This window comes from Agathobaculum sp. TL06 (genome assembly GCF_054658635.1).
In genome coordinates, this window is the sequence record NZ_BAAGGY010000029.1 from 1 (window position 1) to 16,047 (window position 16,047).

Below are 16,047 nucleotides of genomic sequence, written 5' to 3' on the forward strand. Positions count from 1 at the left end.
TGCCCAGCATGGCGTTGATGGTGGCAGGGGCGTAGCCCGCGGACACGAGATGCGCTTTCCATGCGGCTGCCGCGGCTTTGGTCACGTCCCTGCCGTCCAGCCAGCGGGAAAAGGCGCGGATGTGGCGCAGGTAATTCTCTATCGTCCCCGCGCTGCGCTCCTCCGCGCGCAGGTGTGCCGCAAAATCACGGACCCGTCCGGCGGTTATCTGGTTTTCGTTCATATTGAGACCTCCGCATATCAAAGTAACGTCATTATTTTACCTTGCCGGAGACGCTCTATGCGGTTATGCCCCGATAACTGCGGGGCGATAGCAAAATATGGGCGAATATTTTTTCCCTGACATAAAAATCCCCCTATGCAGGCGCTTTCCTGCATAGGGGGATTTTGCCTATGGTTCGTTTTTGTCGAGGCGGCTCATTACAACGATACCTTTTCTGCTAATCGGTTTTCGCGGTATTTTGGGGGAACTCCGCCAGGCGCGGAAAAATCAAAGTCTCTGCGTACCCACAGACCACACATGGGGCTTCTTCGCGGCGGCGGCAGTATTTTGCGCCATAACGCCCACCAGAGGATGGGGAACATAGGGTTCCTCCAGATAGGTGCACTCTTCCGCAGTCAGTGCCAGCTCCACCGCCTTGGCCGCCCCCTCCATGTGGGAAAGCCTGGTTGTCCCAACCACGGGGACGGCTGATTTGGCCAGCAGCCAGGCCAGCGCGATTTCCGTCATGGAAACGCCGCGGCGCTCCGCAAGCTCCGCCGTCCGTGTCAGGATGGGCGCGTCCAGATCGTGCGCCGCGTCGTATTTCAGTCGGGCATAGCCGTCTTCCTGAAGCCGTTTGGAAGTCTCTCCCGGGCGCCTGGACAGCCGCCCGCCGGCCAAGGGGCTGTACGGGGTCATCGCAATACCCTCCTCTGCGCAGAAAGGCGCCATCTCCCGCTCCTCTTCTCGGAAGATCAGGTTGTAGTGGCTTTGAACGGATACAAATTTGGCCCAGCCCTCCCGCTCAGCCAGAGCGTTCGCCTGACAGAGCTGCCAGGCGAAGCAGTTGGAGATACCGATGTAGCGGGCTTTGCCCGCCTTCACCGCCTCGTTCAGCCCCTCCATGATGTCGCGGAGCGGGGTCTGGTAGTCCCACATGTGGTAGATGTAGAGGTCCACATGCTCCATCCCCAGGTTTTGCAGGCTTTTATCCAGCATCCGGCGGATATGCTCCTGACCGGAAACGCCCGCGGCGATTTCCTCGTTGGTACGGGGTAGGAATTTGGTAGCCACCACCACCTCGTCCCGCCGGGCAAAATCCCGCAGGGCGCGGCCCAAATACTGCTCGCTGGTCCCGCTTTGATAGGCGATGGCGGTGTCGAAAAAGTTGACCCCCAGTTCCAGCCCCCGCCGGATGATGGCCCTGCTCTGTTCCTCGTCGATGGTCCAGGTGTGCTGGCCGTGCGCCGCGTCGCCAAAACCCATGCAGCCCATACAGATGCGGGATACCCGCAGATCGGAATTGCCAAGCGTCGTGTATTTCATGGAAAAAGCCCTCCTGCTGCGATTTCTTTGTATCCATCATAGAACGCTTTCGCAGAAATAGCAAATACCTGTTTCCTATTCTGAAAAATACAGGACGGGCATTCCTTGTTGTCAAATACGGCGGACTGTGCTATGCTGAACACAAGGGAGGCGGTGCAATGGAACTGCGGGTTTTAAAATACTTTCTGGTGGTGGCTCGGGAGGAAAACATCACAAGGGCGGCGGCGCTGCTCCACCTGACGCAGCCCACCCTGTCCCGTCAGTTGATGCAGTTGGAGGAGGAACTGGGCGTAAAGCTGTTCCGCCGCAGCAAATACCGGATTATTCTGACGGACGACGGCATCCTCCTGCGCCGACGGGCGCAGGAGATCATCGATCTGGCGGAAAAGACCCGGCAGGAGTTCCAGCGGCAGGAGGGCGAGCTGACGGGAGAAATCTCCATCGGGTGCGGCGAGCTGCGCGCAGTATCCTATCTGGCGGAGCGGCTGGCCGCATTCCAAAGGACATATCCGCTGGTGGACTATCAATTTTACAGCGGCAACTCCGACAATATCAAGGAGCGCATTGAGCGGGGCGTTCTGGATTTCGGCCTGCTGCTGGAGCCGGTGGATATCAGCAAATATGAGTTCTTCCGCATACCAGTGGTGGAGGAATGGGGGGCGTTGGTCAGCGAGCGCAGCCCACTTGCCGAACGGGAGAGCCTCACCCCAGAGGATCTGGCGGGGCAGCCCTTAATTCTGACCGGCCGAGCGCTGGTCCAGCAGCAGTTTGCGCAGTGGATGGGACCATATGCCGGACAGGTGGAGACGGTGGCCCACGGAAACCTGCCCTACAATATGGCTATGCTGGCCCAGCAGGAGATGGGTATATTTGTCACCCTGCGGCTCCACTGCACCTATGAGGGGCTGCGCTTCCTCCCACTCGCACCGCCCATGCGGTCCGGCACGGTTCTGGTGTGGAAAAAGGATCAGGCTGCCGCGCCTGCGGCTTCTGCGTTTTTGAAGAGCCTTAAAAATCCAAATTAAGCATTTTTCAAGATACAAAACAAGTATTTTACATTTTTCTTTTCTTGTTTTAGAATGTAGGCGTCCGAAGGGGCGTCTACATTTTTATTTTGGAAGTGAAGCCATGACGATGCAAGAGGCGAGCGAGCAGTATCATATCCCCATCAAAATCTTAAAGGAGTACGAAAGCTGGGGACTGTGCGGAGCGGTGAAAAAAGTGATGGGGGCCTGGCAGTATGACGACACGGACCTGGAACGGCTGAGCACCATCCTCTCGCTCCACGACATTGGCTTCACCACCGACGAGGTGGAGGCGTATATGCGCCTGCTGCTGGAGCAGGAAAACTCGGACGGGGCGCGGCTGCGGATGCTGGAGCAGCGCCGACGGGCAACGCTGGACGACATCCACTTTCGGGAAAAGCAGTTGGAGCGGCTGGACTACCTGCGGCACGAACTGCAAAAGAAAGCAGACGACCCCGCCATATGAGGCGCGGCCGAACGCCGATAGGCGAAAGATTGCCCGTTCCATATCAAGGAGATGATTTTTTGTGAAAAAACCCGTTGCATTGCTTTTTGCTTTCATCCTGGCAGTTTCCCTTGCAGCCTGCGGGAACGGCCCGTCTGACGCCGGCCTGAATGCCCAGACGGACGGCAGCGCCGCGGACAGCGAGACGACCGCGCCCGCCGCGCCGGACACCACGCCTGACGCCGGCGCGGAGGACGGCGGCATCCTCATCGCCTATTTTTCATGGTCGGGCAATACCGAGACCCTGGCGGGCATAATCCAAACGGAGACCGGCGGCGACCTCTTTGCCATTGAGCCGGAAACACCCTACACCGACGACTATAACGCCCTGCTGGACCAGGCGCAGCAGGAGCAGGCGGACCAGGCCCGCCCCGCCCTGGCCGCTCGGGTGGAAAACTGGGCGCAGTACGACACCATCTTTGTAGGCTACCCCATCTGGTGGGGCGACGCACCCATGATCGTCCTCAGCTTTTTGGAATCCTATGACTGCTCCGGCAAGACCATCATCCCCTTCTGCACCAGCGGAGGCGGTGGTTTCGGCGCCAGCGTGGACAGCGTGACAAACAGCGCCGCCGGAGCGGAAATTCTGGACGGCTTCCATGTGAACGGCTCCGGCGCAGCGCGCGCCGGCGAGGACGTGGCAGCCTGGATCGATGGACTGGGTCTGTAAAGGAGGAGATAACCATGCCGCATGTAGCTATCACCATGATCCCCGGGCGGGATGAGCAAACCAAACGGGCGCTGGCTCTAAAAACACAGGCATTTCTGGAACAGGAGCTGGGTATCGACAAGCGGTTTATTTCTGTTTCCATCCAGGACATCCCTGCGGAGGATTGGGACGAATCCATCAAGCGGTTTCCGCAGGACTGCATGTTTGTCAAGCCGGGCGTGTAAGCCCGTTTATCATGAAAGAACATCCGAAGAACGGCAGAACGGCCAGGCTGTGGGCAAAGCCTGAATCAAACGGAAAGGAAGCGTAAACGATGAAAAACCTGAAACGAATAGCATCCCTTTTGCTTGCGGTAGTCCTGTGCATAGGGCTGTCCGCACCTGCTATGGCAGCGGTGGAGGATACTGGCTTCTCCGATGTGTCCGCCGACGCATGGTACGCCGGCGCGGTGCAATACTGCGTGGAGAATGAATGGATGAGCGGCACCTCCGCCACCACCTTTGAACCAGACAGCGCCATGAGCAGGGCGATGCTGGCAACCGTCCTCTATCGGGAGGCGGGCAGCCCTGCGGTGACAGGCTCCGCCGGCTTTACCGATGTGCCTGACGGCAGCTGGTACACGGAACCCGTCGCCTGGGCCGTCCAGAACGGCGTCGTGGGCGGTTACGGCGACGGACTGTTCGGTCCGGACGACCCCGTGACCCGAGAGCAGATTGCCGCCATTCTGTGGCGGGCGGCGGGCAGCCCTGACGCCGAAGCGGGGCAGGACTATGCCGACGAGAACCTGATCGCCGCCTATGCTGCCCCCGCCGTGGACTGGGCGCGCGCCAACGGCATCATGAGCGGCAAGGAAAATAACCGCTTTGATCCCCAGGGCAACGCCACCCGCGCCGAAGTTGCCACCATCCTGATGAACGGCGCGCAGGAGGAGACCGTCGAACCTGCGCCTGCCCCCGATCCCGAACCTGTTCCGGCCGAGGAGACCGAGGTGCTGGTAGCCTACTTCTCCGCCACCGGCAACACCGAGAACATCGCGGAGCACCTGCAGGCCATTCTGGATGCCGACCTCTACGAGATCGTACCCCAGGAGCCTTATACCTCCGCCGACCTGGACTATACCGATTCCGACAGCCGCTCCCAGGCAGAGGGCAGGGACCCTGACGCCCGCCCCGCGATTTCCGGCAGCATGGAAAACATGGAGGATTATGAAGTCATCTTCCTGGGCTACCCCATCTGGAATGGCCAGACTCCCAGGATTATCTCCACCTTCCTGGAGTCCTACGACTTCAGCGGCAAGACCATCGTTCCTTTCTGCACCTCCGGCTCCAGCGGCATCGGTTCCAGCGCCCGCAATGTGGAGGGACTGACCTCCGGCGCAATCTGGCTGGACGGCCAGCGGTTCTCCGGCTCCGCCAGCAGGGATGCCGTGGCCCAGTGGGTGAACGGCCTGGGACTGGAGCTGGATCAGGCCGCGTGACCGGAAGCGGAGAGGAGGCCGCTCATGAAAATTCCCTCTGCCCTGCGGCACGTTACCGACCTGCTGATGATCTTGACCCTGCTGGGTTTGATGGCCTATTTCCTCACCGGTCAGGCTGTCCATGAGTGGCTGGGGGCGGCGGCGCTGGTCCTCTTTGTCCTCCATCATATTTGGAATGGGAAATGGCTGGCCGCTCTGGGAAAAGGCGGATACCCCCCAGCCAGGATTTTGCAGACCGCGCTGGCGGTTCTGCTGCTTATCAGCATGCTGGCGCAGATGGTCAGCGGCATCGCCATGTCCCGCCACGCGCTGTCCTTCCTGGACCTGCCCGTCCCGATCTCCGCCGCGCGGCTCATCCATCTGGCCTGCGGCCAGTGGACCTGGCTGCTTACGGGCCTGCACTTGGGGGTCCATTGGAGCGCCTTTCTGGGTCTGGGCCGGAAAACACGGGGCGGGAAGCCTCTGCATCCGGCAGGACGGCGGCTGCTCCGGCTGGCGGCGCTGGCTGCCGCCGGATGGGGCCTCGCCTGTTTCCTCGCCCAGCGCATTCCAGATTACCTCTTTCTGCGCACCCAGTTCGCCTTTTTTGACTATGAGAAGCCCGTCCTCCTGACGGCGGCGGAGCTGCTGGCCATGCTGGCACTGTGGACACTGGTGGGATACCTGCTGCAGAAGCTGGCCCTTCGCCTGGGCCGCAGCCAACGAAAGGAGCGTACCGTCTCATGAAACACCGCCTGTTTTTCTGGCTTTCTGCCTTGACCCTTGCGCTCACCGCCTGCTCCGCCTCCGTTTCCCAGCAGGGGGCGGAGCCCCCAACCGAACCGCCGTCCGGTTCGGAGACGTCCGCCCCCACCCCTGCGCCAACGGAGGACGGGACGGCGGCGGAAGCCTCCAACATTCTGATTGCCTACTTCACGTGGGCGGACAACACGGTGGTGGACGACCCCTCCGCCGTGGATGTGGACGCCGCCACCTCCGCCAGTGTGCTGATCCCAGGCAACGCCGCCCTTATGGCCTCTTACATTCAGGAAAAAGTGGGCGGCGACCTGTTCTCCATTCGGGTCACAGAGCCCTACTCCAGCGACTACGACCAGTGCTTGGACCGGGCCGCTGAGGAGAAAGCGGAAAATGCCCGGCCCGCGCTGGCGGAGACAGTGGAGAACATGGAGGACTACGACACGGTGTTTCTGGGTTTCCCCAACTGGTGGTACACCTGTCCCATGGCAGTGTTCACCTTTGTGGAGGAAAACGACCTGTCCGGAAAGACCGTGATCCCCTTTGTGACCCACGGCACCGGCGGCCTCAGTTCTACCATTCGGGACCTGACCGCCGCCTTGCCGGAGGATACCACTGTTCTGGAGCCGGTGGGCATCTACCGGAATGATATGCCCCGAGCAGAGGAGATCATCGGCCAATGGCTGGACGGTCTGGGAATCGATTTTCCTTTACCCAGATGAAGCAGGGTGAACGCCGGAAACATCCGAAGATGCGGAACCGGTACTCCGGATGGAATAAGTGGCCAGCCTGAATCCATCGAGAAAAGAAAAAACCGCCGCAGGATCATGAATCCTGCGGCGGTTTTGCATGCCCTGAAGCGTTTTTGGCGGTGGTCCGTACACACCGCCGCCTCGCGTTTTTATGGCGTTCAGATTTTGATGAGTTCGTAGTCCCGCGTGCCGAGGCCGAGCTTCTCGCCATGCTCGAGCGCGGACTGCCAGTTCGTATCCGGATGGGCGGCGTGGAAGTGGTCGTGCGCGTCGTCGATATGGTGCCGTTCGTGCGCGTCGCGGAGCAGGCTGTCCGGATTGACCGGCGCGGCATTGACCGCGTCCACGCAGGCCTGGTCGAGCGCAATCGGGTCAAAGGACGCGAACATGCCGACATTCGGCACGATCGGCACGTCGTTCTCCGCGTGGCAGTCGCAGTTGGGCGACACGTCGATAACAAGCGAGATATGGAAGCAGGGGCGCCCGTCCACGACCGCCTTGGTGTACTCCGCGATCTTGCGGTTCAGGACGATGTTGGATTCATCATAGCCGCAGCCGATCGCGTCGGTCGGGCAGACGCCGATGCAGCGGCCGCAGCCCACGCATTTGTCATGGTCGATATGCGCCTTTTTATCCGTGATGGTAATAGCGTCGTGCGCGCAGATGCGCGTACACATGCCGCAGCCCACGCAGGGGGACGGATCGACCTGCGGCTTGCCCGCGTTGTGCTGCTCCATCTTGCCCGCGCGCGAGCCGCAGCCCATGCCGATGTTCTTCAGGCAGCCGCCGAAGCCCGAAGCCTCGTGGCCCTTGAAGTGGGTCAGCGAAATAAACACGTCCGCGTCCATAATGGCCTGTCCGATCTTGGCTTCCTTGACGTATTCGCCGCCCTCGACCGGCACATACGCCTCGTCCGTGCCTTTCAGTCCGTCCGCGATGATGACGTGGCAGCCGGTCGAAAACGGGCTGAAGCCGTTGAGGTAAGCGGAGTCCAGATGGTCGAGCGCGTTCTTGCGCCCGCCGACGTACAGGGTGTTGCAGTCGGTCAGGAACGGCTTGCCGCCGCGCTCGCGGACAAAATCCGCGACGGTTTTGGCCCAGTTCGGCCGGAGGTAGGCGAGGTTGCCCGGCTCGCCGAAATGGATTTTGATGGCGGTGAACTTCTTGTCAAAATCAATGGTACCCATGCCCGCGGTTTTGAGCAGGCGGGTCAGCTTTTGCTGAAGGTTTTCGGTCAGCGTGGCGCGGAAGTCCGCGAAATAGACCTTGGCCTTTTCCATGATGGAATCATCCTTTCTTGTCTTACTTGCCCATGATGACAGTATAGCACAAAAAGGGGGGTAAAACAAGCGGATAGGGCGCATAGAGGGGGCGCGGAGGACAAAAAATGACCGCGCCCGACACGGCGCGGTCATTTTCTAAACGGGGTGTAGGTGTCTGTGCGGCCCAGCAGGTAATCCAGACTGACGTTGTAAAAGTCGGCAAGATCACAAAGTATGTCATTGGGGACATTGCGCCGACCGTTTTCGTAATTACAGTAGGTTGCGCGCGGAATATGAAGCGCCTTAGCAACTTCTTCCTGACTTAAATCGTTATCAACACGCAAGTCTTTGATGCGTAGCCTCACTGTATCACCTCACATGAATTTAAGTATAATGTGTCAATATGAAACTATTGATTTTTGGGTCGAAATGACACATAATGTTGGAAAGAGGTGATTGTCATGAAACAGAAAAGGCAGTATGAACCGGAGTTTGCAAAAAATTTTACCCTGGAAGAAGTTGAGTTTTCCGTTTTGGACGACCGAGCGCCCGAAAGGAAAACAGCCAGACGCAATTATAAGGACGCCTATTTCAGCCTTGCGCATGATATCCGCAGAACGGCGTGCAGGGTGGAAGCCTGCCTGATAGAAAGCGCCGACGGGCAGCAGCTTGCCGCCCTGCTTGCCGATCTTGACGACGCATTGGAGGAAGCGGAGCGCCGGCTGCTTTCCGGCGAATGATTCATTTGGTCAGGTCGGTCAGGCTCCCGAACGTGTACCCCTCGCCCTCCCATTTGGTGAGCAGCTCGTCAAGGATGCGCGCATTCGTCTCGCTCGTCGAGTGCAGCAGGACGATCGCGCCGTTGTGGATGCGCGGCAGCAGCTTGGAGAACGCCTGCTCGTCGGTCGGCTGGTTGTCGGTATACCAGTCCACATAGGCCAGCGACCAGAACACCGTCGTATAGCCCAGCTCCTGCGCCTGTTTGAGATTCTCCTCGCTGAATTTGCCCTGCGGGGGGCGGTAAAACCGCTGCATCGGCTGGCCGGTCAGGGCGGTGAACTTTTCCTCAAGGCCGGTGATCTCCGCCTGGAACGAATCCATATCCGAAATCTTTGACATATCGGGATGGTGCAGCGTGTGGTTGCCCACGATATGCCCCTCGTCCACCATGCGCTTTACCAGATCGGGCGCGGTGTCGATAAAATTGCCCACCACGAAAAAGCACGCCGGCGCGTTGTGCTTGTTCAGCGCGTCCAGAATGGCGGGCGTGTTGCCGTTTTCGTAGCCCGCGTCAAAGGTCAGGTAGATCGTCTTTTGGGAGGTGTCGCCCACATAGTAGGCGTCCCACTGGCGGAGCGTATCCGCGGATACGTTGCCGACGGGCGGCTGCCCCTCGGTTTGGAACGACAGGCCCCAGTCGCTGACCGACGCGGGGACCGCGGCCTCGGCCTCAGCGTTTGCCTGCGCGGCGGGCGCATCGGCCTGCGGCAGCAGGAAGAACAGCACGGCAAGCGTAACGCATACGCCCGCCGCCGCGCCGATGCGGCAAAGCGTGTCGCGGGTAATGGTAATGAACATAAATAAACGCCCCCTCGGTGTAAAGTATGCCGGGGGGACGCGGCTTATTCCGAATTCTGCGGCCGGAGGCGGCGCACAAAGGCAAACTGCGTTTCGCCCGCGAGAATGCCGGTAAAAATGAGCAGGAAGCCCGCCAGCATGCGGCCGGTGACCGTTTCGCCGTAAAAGACAACCGAGCAGGCCACCCCGAACACGGATTCGAGCGAAAGCAGCAGGGAGGCCTGCGAGGGCTCGACATGCTGCTGGCCATAGGCCTGCAGGGACAGGCAGAGCGCCGAAGCGGTCAGGCCGAGGACGACCAGGCTCGCCCACGCGCCGGCGGTCGGCGGCGCATAGGGGGCGGCGCCGGTCAGCGCGCACACGCCCCAGCACATCAGCGCCGCCGCGCCGAGCTGGCCGATGGTCAGCGGCACGGGCTCGCAGCCCTGCTCCACCATATAACCGACGGAAAGGATGTTGAGCGCGAACGCCGCCGCGCTGAGCAGGGTGGCGAAGTCCCCGGGCGAGATGGTCATGGCCTCGGTGACCGAAAGCAGGCCGATGCCGAGGATGCACAGGCCGGCCGCGGCGAACTGCCAGCCCGTCGGCCGGCGGCGCAGCGCGGCCCAGCCGAGGAACGGCACCAGCACACAGTAAGCCGCGGTCAGGAAAGCGGACTTGCCGGGCGAGGTGTCCCAGTGCAGGCCAAGGGTCTGCAGCAGATAGGCGGCGGTCTGCGTCGCGCCGGTGATAAGGGAGGCGGCCAAATACCTGCGGCCGCGCAGCACGCCCAGCCGCCCGCGGAACAGCAGCGCGAGCGCCGCCGCGCCCACCGTGAACCGCACGGCCATGAGCAGGGCGGGCGGGAAGACGGCGGCGGCTTCCTTCATAACGAAAAACGTGCTGCCCCAGATGAACGCGGTGAGCAGCAGCGCGGATTTTGCTTTGGCCTGCGTGGAGTGCATGGGCATATCGCCTACTTTCGGTCGTGAAAAATGGATAAAACGGAAATGGACGCTGCATCGGTTTGGGGGTACAATAAAAGTAATAAAAAACGTAAGGGGGCTTTCTCTTGAAACGGATCAGGCATTTGCTGGGACGGCTGCTTGCCGCGGGCCTGGCGGCGGCGGTGCTGTGCGGCGCGCTGCCCGCGGCGCTGGCGGCGGACGGGGAGCCGCCGCTGTATGAGGTTTACGGCTATGCGTCGCCCGAGGAATTCATGGAGCAGTTTTTGGGCGGGGATGAGGAGCTGACCTATGATATGGTCAGCAGCAAATATACGCTTTATATCCTGGCGCTTGAAGCGGACGAAAGCCTGGTCTGCAATTATTACGGCACGGATTCGGTCGGGGAAGCGGCGGAAGAGTGGGGGATGACGCGGGAAGCGCTGATTGCGCAGATGGCGGCGGACCTGACGGCCGAGGACGTGTTCGCCATGGAGACGGACGGCGTCTGGTATCCGGACGGGCTGGACGCGCTGGTCGCGTTCGGTCTGGTGCCGCGCACGCCGCCGGCGGTGAGCGTGCAGCTCAACGGGAAAACGGTCGTGTTCCCAGACGCGCAGCCCGAGAGCAGGAACGACCGGACCATGGTGCCGTTCCGTGCGATCGCGGAGACGCTGGGCGCGGCGGTCGGCTATGCGGACGGCGCCGTAACCGCCGAGCTGGCGGGGCGGACGTATGCCTTTGCGGCCGGCAGCGATACGCTGGCGGTTTCGGATGCGGAGAGCGGCGCGGTGTTGGAAACGGTTGCGCTCGACGCCGTGCCGTATGAGAAGGAGGACCGCACCTATGTTCCGGTGCGCTTTTTCGCGGAGGCGTTCGGCCTGACCGTCCAGTGGGACGAGTATGAGCAGGTCGCGGTGCTGTACGACAGGGACGCGCTGCTCGACGAGCTGAACGCGGAGTTCTCCATTGTCAACCAGTGGCTCGCGGCCCAGCCGGAAATCGATCCGGAGCAGGCGCTGCGCACAGCGGCGGCCATCGAGGTGGCCTATACGGCCTTCAACTCGATCGACGGGGACGAGCATTACCCCATGGAGGGTACGCTGGAGGTCATCAGCCAGGGCGGGAGCGTGCAGCTTGACCTGCGGCTCGACCTGTACGCGCTGGCGGCGCTGTATGCGCAGGAGAGCGGCTGGCTGCTCGGCATGGGCATGGAGGATTTGGTGGCGGAATACCAGACAGAGCTGGAAAACGCCCGCTTTGAAATGATCTATAACGCGGATACCGATATGCTGTACCTGCGCTGCCCGCTGCTGTTCGGGCTGCTCGCGGAGGATGCGCCGGAGGGCGCCGCTGCCGCCGCGGACGCGGATAAATGGTTCAGCGTGAGCGGCTTGGCCGAGTCCGGCGGCGTGGGGACGACGGATATGAACCCCGTCGTGCTGGTCACCGGCAGCTTCCTGCCCCTGGCTGCGGATGCGGAAACCGCCGGCGAGTATATCGTCAGCCGGACCGAGCAGAACTGCGAAACATGGGGCAACTACAGCGAGCTGTGGTACCGCACGCACAGCATGGCGGAGAACTGCGCGCTCGAGGCCGGCGACAGCCTGTTCACCCGCAGCGGGTCGCGCTACACCGCGCCGGTCGGAAGCGAAGAGGTGTGGGAGGACGGCAGCTACTTCAAGGGCTGGTTCACGCTGGACGTGCAGACCGGCGGGATCACGGGCGAGGGCGAGCGCCGCGAAAAAGGCTGGTTCAGCGACATGCTGATAACCTACGGCTATCGGGCGGAGGCCTCGTCCGGACGGGTGGAGCAAACCATCCACATCAAGAACCAGGGCATCCTCACGATGGCGGTCGAGATGGAGCAGCGGCCCTATGACGGTTCGCCGGCGGCGCAGCCGCCGCAGGCGGAGGAGGTTGTCGACTTCGAACAGTGGGTCGAGGGCCTGTGGGACTGAGGAAAACGGGAAAAGCGGGCGCGTATGCGCCCGCTTTTTACGAGCCGTAATCCTCCAGCAGCTTGGCGAGCGCTTCGGCATCCGGCAGGACGACGCCGTTCCCGAGCGCCTCGCGGTCGGCCTGCGGCAGCGAACGGGTGTCGATCTCCGTGTAGATGACCGTTTCGCCGCCGCGGGACACGGCGAGCGTCCCGTCCGCGTCATAGGCGACATAAGGCTCGAGCGGCGCGTTTGCCGCAACCACAGACGGGGCAAAATAGGCGCGCGCGGCAAAAAAGGCGCAGGCCAGCGCGAGGATGCAGGCCGCCAGGGCGATGCGCCTTTGGCGGCGCGCCCGCTGCAGGGCGAGCATGTAAAAACCTTGCATCATAGAAAAAACATCCTTTGAAAAAGGGATTTGCTTTGAGTATTCCCGTAAATTTGTAAAATATTCGGGAACGAATGTAAAATTTGTTTGGAATTTGGCGCACAGTGTGGTATAATACCACCGTATGCTGGGAACAAATCGGACGCCGCCAGCGTCCGACTGGAAAAGACCCTGCGGCGTCCCCCGCCGCCGGGTAAGGAGGAAACCGAATTGTCGACTGGCAAAAGAAAAGGATACGGCGTTGGGCATTTCATATCCCGCGTGCTGCTGACGCTGCTGCTGATCGGCGTGCTCTGCGCCTGCTTCTGCGGCATTGCGTTCGCATATTATGTGCATGCTTATATCAACCCCTCCGCGCAGGAGACGGCGAAGGGAATCAGCCAGGGCCTGGGCCTTGACCTGAATTCCTTCATTTACAACTATGATCCGGAAACCGGCGCGGAACAGCTTTACGAAACCATCAAGGGTACGGAAAACCGCATCTGGGTTGACAGCGAGGAGATTCCGGAGGATCTGAAAAACGCCGCGGTCGCGATCGAGGACGAGCGCTTTTACAAGCATCACGGCGTGGACTGGAGGCGCACGCTGGGCGCGGTCAGGGGCTGGCTGCTTGGCGGCGACCAGTACGGCGGCTCGACCATCACCCAGCAGCTCATCAAGAACGTGACGGAGGACAAGGATTACTCGGTCAAGCGTAAGGTCAACGAGATATTCCGCGCGCTGGCGCTGGAAAAGGAGATCGACGATAAGGACCGCATCCTGACCATGTACCTGAACACGATCTACCTCGGCCACACCTGCTACGGCGTAAAAACCGCGGCCACAACCTATTTCGGCAAGGATGTTTCGCAGCTCGACCTCGCGGAATGCGCGGCTCTGGTCGGCCTGACGAACAACCCCTCCATTTACGATCCCTATAACCATCCGGATCGGGTGAAGGAGCGCCAGGAGGCGACGCTCGGCAAAATGCTGGAGCTGGGCATGATTTCCCAGGAGGAGCATGACGCGGCCGTCGCGCAGGAACTGGTGTACCGCCCCTATGAGAAATACCAGGAGGAGATCGGCGACCCGTACACCTACTTTACCGACGCGGTCATCCAGGACGTCAAAAAGGACCTGATGGAGCAGAAGGGCTACTCCGAGCAGGTCGCAAGCAATATGATTAACTCGGGCGGCCTCAAGATCTACGCCACGATTGACACCAACGTCCAGAATATCCTGGATGCGGTCTGGGCGGACGATTCGGTGTTCCCCAATACGGAGAAGTATGGCGAACGGCCGCAGAGCGCCATGGTCATTACGGACAAGCAGGGCAATATCAAGGGCATTGCGGGCGGCCGCGGGGAAAAGAACGGCAAGCTGGATTTCTCCTACGCGACCGACGCGCACCGCCAGCCCGGCTCGTCCTTCAAGCCGCTGTCCACCTATGGTCCGGCCATGGATAAGGGCATCATCGTACCCACCTCCACGGTGTATGACAAGGCGCTCCGCATGGGCGACGACGGGCGCCCCTGGCCGATGAACGACGGCAAAATGCCGACCGGCAAGGCATTGTCCATCAAAAGCGGTATCACCAGCTCGGTCAATACGATCGCCGTGCAGGTGATGAATATGCTCACGCCGCAGGCGTCCTATGATTTCCTGACGCAGCGCCTGGGCTTTGAAGATTCCCTGGTCGGCACCCGCACCAATGCGGACGGCACCGTGCAGTCCGATATCGACCTTGCGCCGTTGGCGCTCGGCGGCCTGACCGACGGCGTGACCGTGCGCGAAATGGCGGGCGGCTTCTCGACCTTTATCAACGACGGCGTGTTCGCTGGCACGCGGACCTATACCAAGGTGCTCGATTCCGAGGGCAACGTGGTGCTGGAGAATAACCCAGGCACCGAGCTTGGCTTTGAGAACGTGCGCACCGCGTATTATATGCTGGACTGCATGCAGGCGGTTACCTCATACGGCACCGCCTCGGGTACGACGATTTCGGGCGTGCAGACCGCGGGCAAAACGGGTACCACGACCTCGAACACGGATATCTGGTTCTGCGGCGTGACGCCTGAATATTCCGCCGCGGTCTGGGTCGGCTACGAGCATAACTACACGCTTGACGGGCTGTACGGCCGCACGGCGGCGGGCATCTGGAAAACGGTCATGACCCGCGTGCATGAGGGCGATTCCGGCCTGGTCTTTGATTCGCACCCGCAGGATTTCGAGACCGCCTCCTACTGCATGGACAGCGGGCTTGCCCCGTCCGGCGCGTGCCGCGCGGCGGGCCGTGTGGCGACCGGACGCTTCTGGAAGGGACAGACGCCGACCGAGCTTTGCCCGCACCAGGGCTTCAAGACCTACGATTACGGCAAGACGACCGGCATCGAGGTTGAGGAGGAAGAAGAGGAAGAAAAGCCGGAGGAGCAAAAGCCGGAGGACCAGCCGGCCAATCCGTCGGTTGATCCGGAAACCGGACTGCCGGTAACGCCAACCGATCCGGAGGGCGGCGGTACGAATTCGGGCGGTACGACCGACCCGGGCGGCAATACGAACCCGGGCGGCACAACCGATCCCGATGGTACGACCGACCCAGGTGGGACAACCGACCCCGGCGGTACAACCGACCCGGGCGGCACGACCGACCCCGGCACATCAACCGAGCCGGAAACGCCGCCGCCGGATGATCCGGAGGCATAAACCGCGTCCGGCCGGTGTAAACTAACAATCGAATACCTTTTGTTCAGCGCCGCACAAGGCCGCACGCATCGGGGCGTTAGCGGTGCTCTGTACCCGCAATCCGCTACAGCGGGGATGATGCGGGCAAGGAGGGACGGACTTTCGGCAAGGTGGTCGCCCACAGAGCGATGAGAGACCGGTACTGCGCAACGGAGGACTGTGAACCATGTCAGGCGGGGAACCGAGCAGCATTAAGCAGAAACCATCGTGTGCCGCAGAGCTGCCGATCTTGAGCTTAAAGTGCGAAGAACGGCCGGACGTTCGCTTTCGAATTGTCCGCGTGCGGTCTTGTGGGGCGCTGAACGAGAGGGTAAGGGACTTCAGCCCGTAGGCCGCTGTCCTTATTTCGCCGTTGCACGGCGATTTGATGAGCGAAAGTCCCCTATATACGAAAGAAAGCAGGTTCCGGCAGAAACCTGCTTTCAATACCCGAACGACGCCGCCCAAGGCGGCTGAGCCGGGGCATCAAAAGGCAGGCGCATGGCCCAGGCCACCTTCTTTTGCCGCTGTGGGGCAATTCATCTTGTGTCCTGACTTTTGATG

General features: G+C 61.2%; 17 protein-coding genes and 1 other RNA gene. 11 read left to right on the forward strand and 7 right to left on the reverse strand.

The genetic code is table 11. The annotated features are described in order from the left end of the window. Together ACYQ3S_RS14020 and ACYQ3S_RS14025 are read right to left on the reverse strand one after the other, a co-directional pair. A partial coding sequence (locus ACYQ3S_RS14020; RefSeq protein ID WP_459689910.1) for a site-specific integrase occupies window positions 1-223 on the reverse strand: 223 nt, incomplete at its 3' end. 267 nt (window positions 224-490) lie between these two features. Then, entirely contained in the window at window positions 491-1,528 is a 1,038-nt protein-coding gene (locus ACYQ3S_RS14025) for an aldo/keto reductase (RefSeq protein WP_459689911.1), read from the reverse strand. 158 nt (window positions 1,529-1,686) lie between these two features. Between ACYQ3S_RS14025 and ACYQ3S_RS14030 the strand changes: the two genes are divergently transcribed. From ACYQ3S_RS14030 to ACYQ3S_RS14060, 7 genes are all read left to right on the forward strand, one after another. Beyond that, on the forward strand, window positions 1,687-2,553 hold the full coding sequence (locus ACYQ3S_RS14030; RefSeq protein ID WP_459689912.1) for a LysR family transcriptional regulator: 867 nt from the start codon (window positions 1,687-1,689) through the stop codon (window positions 2,551-2,553). Window positions 2,554-2,656: 103 nt separating this feature from the next. Beyond that, entirely contained in the window at window positions 2,657-3,019 is a 363-nt protein-coding gene (locus tag ACYQ3S_RS14035; RefSeq protein ID WP_459689913.1) for a MerR family transcriptional regulator, read from the forward strand. 61 nt (window positions 3,020-3,080) lie between these two features. Next, entirely contained in the window at window positions 3,081-3,728 is a 648-nt protein-coding gene (locus tag ACYQ3S_RS14040; protein ID WP_459689914.1) for a flavodoxin, read from the forward strand. A gap of 14 nt (window positions 3,729-3,742) precedes the next feature. Beyond that, a complete protein-coding gene (locus ACYQ3S_RS14045) occupies window positions 3,743-3,952 on the forward strand; it encodes a tautomerase family protein (RefSeq protein ID WP_459689915.1) in 210 nt (69 codons plus the stop codon). A gap of 89 nt (window positions 3,953-4,041) precedes the next feature. Beyond that, entirely contained in the window at window positions 4,042-5,205 is a 1,164-nt protein-coding gene (locus tag ACYQ3S_RS14050; protein ID WP_459689916.1) for a flavodoxin, read from the forward strand. Window positions 5,206-5,229: 24 nt separating this feature from the next. After that, window positions 5,230-5,931: a DUF4405 domain-containing protein gene (locus tag ACYQ3S_RS14055; RefSeq protein WP_459689917.1), complete on the forward strand. Its 702-nt coding sequence runs from the start codon at window positions 5,230-5,232 to the stop codon at window positions 5,929-5,931. After that, window positions 5,928-6,662 (forward strand): flavodoxin, encoded by a 735-nt coding sequence (locus tag ACYQ3S_RS14060; RefSeq protein WP_459689919.1) that lies wholly within the window; start codon window positions 5,928-5,930, stop codon window positions 6,660-6,662. Before ACYQ3S_RS14055 ends, ACYQ3S_RS14060 begins: the two co-directional genes overlap by 4 nt. 188 nt (window positions 6,663-6,850) lie before the next feature. Here ACYQ3S_RS14060 and ACYQ3S_RS14065 read toward each other — a convergent pair whose 3' ends face one another. Together ACYQ3S_RS14065 and ACYQ3S_RS14070 are read right to left on the reverse strand one after the other, a co-directional pair. After that, window positions 6,851-7,972 carry a DUF362 domain-containing protein gene (locus ACYQ3S_RS14065; protein WP_459689921.1) on the reverse strand — a complete coding sequence of 374 codons (1,122 nt, stop codon included), beginning with the start codon at window positions 7,970-7,972 and terminating at the stop codon, window positions 6,851-6,853. A gap of 131 nt (window positions 7,973-8,103) precedes the next feature. Next, window positions 8,104-8,319 carry a helix-turn-helix domain-containing protein gene (locus ACYQ3S_RS14070; RefSeq protein ID WP_459689922.1) on the reverse strand — a complete coding sequence of 72 codons (216 nt, stop codon included), beginning with the start codon at window positions 8,317-8,319 and terminating at the stop codon, window positions 8,104-8,106. A 96-nt stretch (window positions 8,320-8,415) separates the two neighbouring features. On the opposite strand from ACYQ3S_RS14070, the gene ACYQ3S_RS14075 reads away from it, so the two are divergent. Further along, window positions 8,416-8,694, forward strand: coding sequence for a hypothetical protein (locus ACYQ3S_RS14075; protein WP_459689923.1), 279 nt, complete (start codon window positions 8,416-8,418; stop codon window positions 8,692-8,694). Between the two features lies 1 nt (window position 8,695). Here ACYQ3S_RS14075 and pdaA read toward each other — a convergent pair whose 3' ends face one another. Both pdaA and ACYQ3S_RS14085 read right to left on the reverse strand, forming a co-directional pair. Next, entirely contained in the window at window positions 8,696-9,532 is an 837-nt protein-coding gene (gene pdaA, locus ACYQ3S_RS14080; protein ID WP_459689924.1) for a delta-lactam-biosynthetic de-N-acetylase, read from the reverse strand. 44 nt (window positions 9,533-9,576) lie between these two features. Next, complete coding sequence (locus ACYQ3S_RS14085; RefSeq protein ID WP_459689925.1) at window positions 9,577-10,476, reverse strand: DMT family transporter; 900 nt, start codon at window positions 10,474-10,476, stop codon at window positions 9,577-9,579. A gap of 107 nt (window positions 10,477-10,583) precedes the next feature. On the opposite strand from ACYQ3S_RS14085, the gene ACYQ3S_RS14090 reads away from it, so the two are divergent. Next, entirely contained in the window at window positions 10,584-12,416 is a 1,833-nt protein-coding gene (locus ACYQ3S_RS14090) for a copper amine oxidase N-terminal domain-containing protein (RefSeq protein ID WP_459689927.1), read from the forward strand. Window positions 12,417-12,453: 37 nt separating this feature from the next. On the opposite strand, the gene ACYQ3S_RS14095 is transcribed toward ACYQ3S_RS14090, so the two are convergent. After that, a complete protein-coding gene (locus ACYQ3S_RS14095; RefSeq protein ID WP_459689928.1) occupies window positions 12,454-12,786 on the reverse strand; it encodes a hypothetical protein in 333 nt (110 codons plus the stop codon). Between the two features lie 207 nt (window positions 12,787-12,993). Here ACYQ3S_RS14095 and ACYQ3S_RS14100 point away from each other — a divergent pair, with 207 nt between their 5' ends. Both ACYQ3S_RS14100 and ffs read left to right on the forward strand, forming a co-directional pair. Then, window positions 12,994-15,465 (forward strand): transglycosylase domain-containing protein, encoded by a 2,472-nt coding sequence (locus ACYQ3S_RS14100; RefSeq protein WP_459689930.1) that lies wholly within the window; start codon window positions 12,994-12,996, stop codon window positions 15,463-15,465. Between the two features lie 59 nt (window positions 15,466-15,524). Further along, window positions 15,525-15,790: signal recognition particle sRNA large type (gene ffs, locus ACYQ3S_RS14105), an RNA gene on the forward strand. The last annotated feature ends 257 nt before the right edge of the window (window positions 15,791-16,047 follow it).

What these genes read in the sequence shown, in the direction of transcription:
- ACYQ3S_RS14055 (WP_459689917.1), top strand. Translation starts at nt 5,230, where the DNA reads ATGAAAATTCCCTCTGCCCTGCGGCACGTTACCGACCTGCTGATGATC.
- ACYQ3S_RS14060 (WP_459689919.1), top strand. Translation starts at nt 5,928, where the DNA reads ATGAAACACCGCCTGTTTTTCTGGCTTTCTGCCTTGACCCTTGCGCTC.
- ACYQ3S_RS14075 (WP_459689923.1), top strand. Translation starts at nt 8,416, where the DNA reads ATGAAACAGAAAAGGCAGTATGAACCGGAGTTTGCAAAAAATTTTACC.
- ACYQ3S_RS14085 (WP_459689925.1), bottom strand. Translation starts at nt 10,476, where the DNA reads ATGCACTCCACGCAGGCCAAAGCAAAATCCGCGCTGCTGCTCACCGCG.
- pdaA (WP_459689924.1), bottom strand. Translation starts at nt 9,532, where the DNA reads ATGTTCATTACCATTACCCGCGACACGCTTTGCCGCATCGGCGCGGCG.
- ACYQ3S_RS14095 (WP_459689928.1), bottom strand. Translation starts at nt 12,786, where the DNA reads ATGATGCAAGGTTTTTACATGCTCGCCCTGCAGCGGGCGCGCCGCCAA.
- ACYQ3S_RS14045 (WP_459689915.1), top strand. Translation starts at nt 3,743, where the DNA reads ATGCCGCATGTAGCTATCACCATGATCCCCGGGCGGGATGAGCAAACC.
- ACYQ3S_RS14025 (WP_459689911.1), bottom strand. Translation starts at nt 1,528, where the DNA reads ATGAAATACACGACGCTTGGCAATTCCGATCTGCGGGTATCCCGCATC.
- ACYQ3S_RS14050 (WP_459689916.1), top strand. Translation starts at nt 4,042, where the DNA reads ATGAAAAACCTGAAACGAATAGCATCCCTTTTGCTTGCGGTAGTCCTG.
- ACYQ3S_RS14065 (WP_459689921.1), bottom strand. Translation starts at nt 7,972, where the DNA reads ATGGAAAAGGCCAAGGTCTATTTCGCGGACTTCCGCGCCACGCTGACC.
- ACYQ3S_RS14035 (WP_459689913.1), top strand. Translation starts at nt 2,657, where the DNA reads ATGACGATGCAAGAGGCGAGCGAGCAGTATCATATCCCCATCAAAATC.
- ACYQ3S_RS14030 (WP_459689912.1), top strand. Translation starts at nt 1,687, where the DNA reads ATGGAACTGCGGGTTTTAAAATACTTTCTGGTGGTGGCTCGGGAGGAA.